Origin of the sequence: Candidatus Nebulibacter yamunensis (assembly GCF_024208055.1) — a bacterium.
Classification (GTDB): domain Bacteria; phylum Pseudomonadota; class Gammaproteobacteria; order Francisellales; family Francisellaceae; genus Caedibacter; species Caedibacter lacustris.
Map to the genome: position 1 here is coordinate 1 of NZ_JAMBMW010000048.1, position 1935 is coordinate 1935.

Consider the following 1935-nt stretch of genomic DNA (forward strand, 5'->3'; position numbering starts at 1 on the left):
AAAAACCCATGTCTTATACATTATATTACTGGGTTATGTATTCTCATTATTCACCCTTATACTTATCCGTTACAGTGATGAATATGTGGAAAGTATAACCGCTATAAGAAATGTATTTGTCTTGTTGAAAGAAGGTTTTATCTATGTATATAACAATAAAATCATACGCTATACCTGTATTTTATTTTTTGTGGTTAACTTTGGCATACGGATGATTTATACCAATTTAATCTATCATTTTAACGTCGATTTTGAAGCTGGAAATGTCATGATCAGCTACTTATTTGCCATCATTGGTATAGGAGCAGTGGCAGGCTCCATTCTGGCACCAAAAATAATTGGCAAGGCGCACGATTTAACGCTTATCCTATGGGCAACAATTGCAATCGGTATCATTAACTGTCTTATGAGTGTGGCGATTACGGCTGCATCTTCTGCACTTATTTGGGGGCTATCCTCTGCCATACAGTCGCTGGTAGTGGTAACATTCTTCACGCTCAGGCAAAGAGTCGTGTCTAGTGAGCTTATTGGTAGAGTTGTCGGTGTTACTCGGCTAATTTCCTATACTTCTATCCCTTTGTCTGCGGTAACAGGAGGGATAATCATGGAGCAGACACACAACTTTATGTTTTTAGCCCTGATGAGTGGCGTTATCGTCATTGCTGCTGGTGTTATTTTTGCACTGACTTGTTATAAGAGGTGTTTGGGAGAGAAGGCATGCGGCAACTTCAACGGATAGCAAGTTTGGAACGATTGAGCCTTCCCCCTGATGAAGTACTGCAAGAGCTGCAAAATCTGATAAAGAACGTTGAGTGGAAAGGCTTGAATTGGAATATCGGGACAGTGTGGCAAAATCAATAAGATAATTATGTGGTGAATATAGGAAAGAGCTTATGCAAAATCTACAGAAAGTCTTAGGACAAGCCAAATATTATCAAAAATATCGCTGGCAAGGGATTGAGCTTATTCTGGTTAGTGATGGCACTGCCGTGATTTCCATTCTATGGGGCTGTGAGTTTGCTGCTGCCGCGCCATATCTTGATCGGATGCAGGCAGAAGATCATGAGGTGTTGATGGCACTTAGCAAGCAATTGGATCAGTACTTTACAGGACAGCGAGTGCATTTTGATGTGCCAACGCGACTAATTGGTACGGAGTTTCAACAAAAAGTCTGGCAAAACTTAAGGGACATTCCCTATGGAAGAACTCTAAGCTATGCTGCATTTGCTTCCCATGTCGGGGGTAATATGCTTGGTGCAGTTTCAGGTAATATAGGCAGAAATCCGTTGCCTTTGCTGTATCCTTGTCATCGTGTGGTCAGTAAGTTACCCAACGCTGGTGGATTTGCAGGAGGAATGAATCTCAAAGAATACTTGTTTGAATTAGAGCGTGAATATTACCAGCAGGCAAGCGCAACCGAGGAGGTATGAGTTGAGCCAATATTTTGAATGTTACGTGAACACTATCCGTCGTTACCAGGAAGACCCACTGCATTGTTATGATGGAAAAACCCTAAGTCGATATGTTCGTTTAAATGGTGAGGATGTTTTGATTGGCATTGATTCTAACTTTCATCTGGTGTATGACAAACTGCCGATTTATTTTGGTCTGAATGATCCTTTGTTTGGTTATTTACGGTTAGATAACAGTTCACTTGTTGATTTGCCATTACCAGGATTCGCTTCCCCTTTTGAGGGTGTTATCAGTATTATTCTCGGGCAACAGATTTCGGTTGCGGTCGCCAATAAATTAAGAAGGCAGTTTATTCTGCAATTTGGGCGCGAAAAAAATGGTTTTTGGCTTTACCCCGAGCCGGATACGCTTTTGGCGAAGGTATCTACGCTTGAAACCTTTAAGATAAGTGGTAATAAGAAACATGCCATTATTGGTGTCAGTGAGCTTTTAGCAAAGAACAATACATTTTCAGCGCATACG

4 protein-coding genes are annotated in these 1935 nt (G+C 41.0%); all 4 read left to right on the forward strand.

Translation table 11 applies throughout. From position 1 onward, the window contains the following. On the forward strand, positions 1-739 hold a 739-nt coding region (locus tag M1V25_RS10160), incomplete at its 5' end, for an MFS transporter (protein ID WP_498843205.1). Further along, positions 718-861 carry a hypothetical protein gene (locus M1V25_RS10165; RefSeq protein ID WP_498843206.1) on the forward strand — a complete coding sequence of 48 codons (144 nt, stop codon included), beginning with the start codon at positions 718-720 and terminating at the stop codon, positions 859-861. The genes M1V25_RS10160 and M1V25_RS10165, both read left to right, overlap by 22 nt. Before the next feature lie 32 nt (positions 862-893). Continuing rightward, positions 894-1430 carry a methylated-DNA--[protein]-cysteine S-methyltransferase gene (locus M1V25_RS10170; protein WP_498843207.1) on the forward strand — a complete coding sequence of 179 codons (537 nt, stop codon included), beginning with the start codon at positions 894-896 and terminating at the stop codon, positions 1428-1430. Position 1431: 1 nt separating this feature from the next. Then, positions 1432-1935: DNA glycosylase family protein (locus tag M1V25_RS10175; protein ID WP_498843208.1), on the forward strand; the 504-nt coding region annotated here is incomplete at its 3' end.

Coding starts and splice junctions, on each gene's coding strand:
- M1V25_RS10170 (WP_498843207.1), top strand. CDS start 894: ATGCAAAATCTACAGAAAGTCTTAGGACAAGCCAAATATTATCAAAAA.
- M1V25_RS10165 (WP_498843206.1), top strand. CDS start 718: ATGCGGCAACTTCAACGGATAGCAAGTTTGGAACGATTGAGCCTTCCC.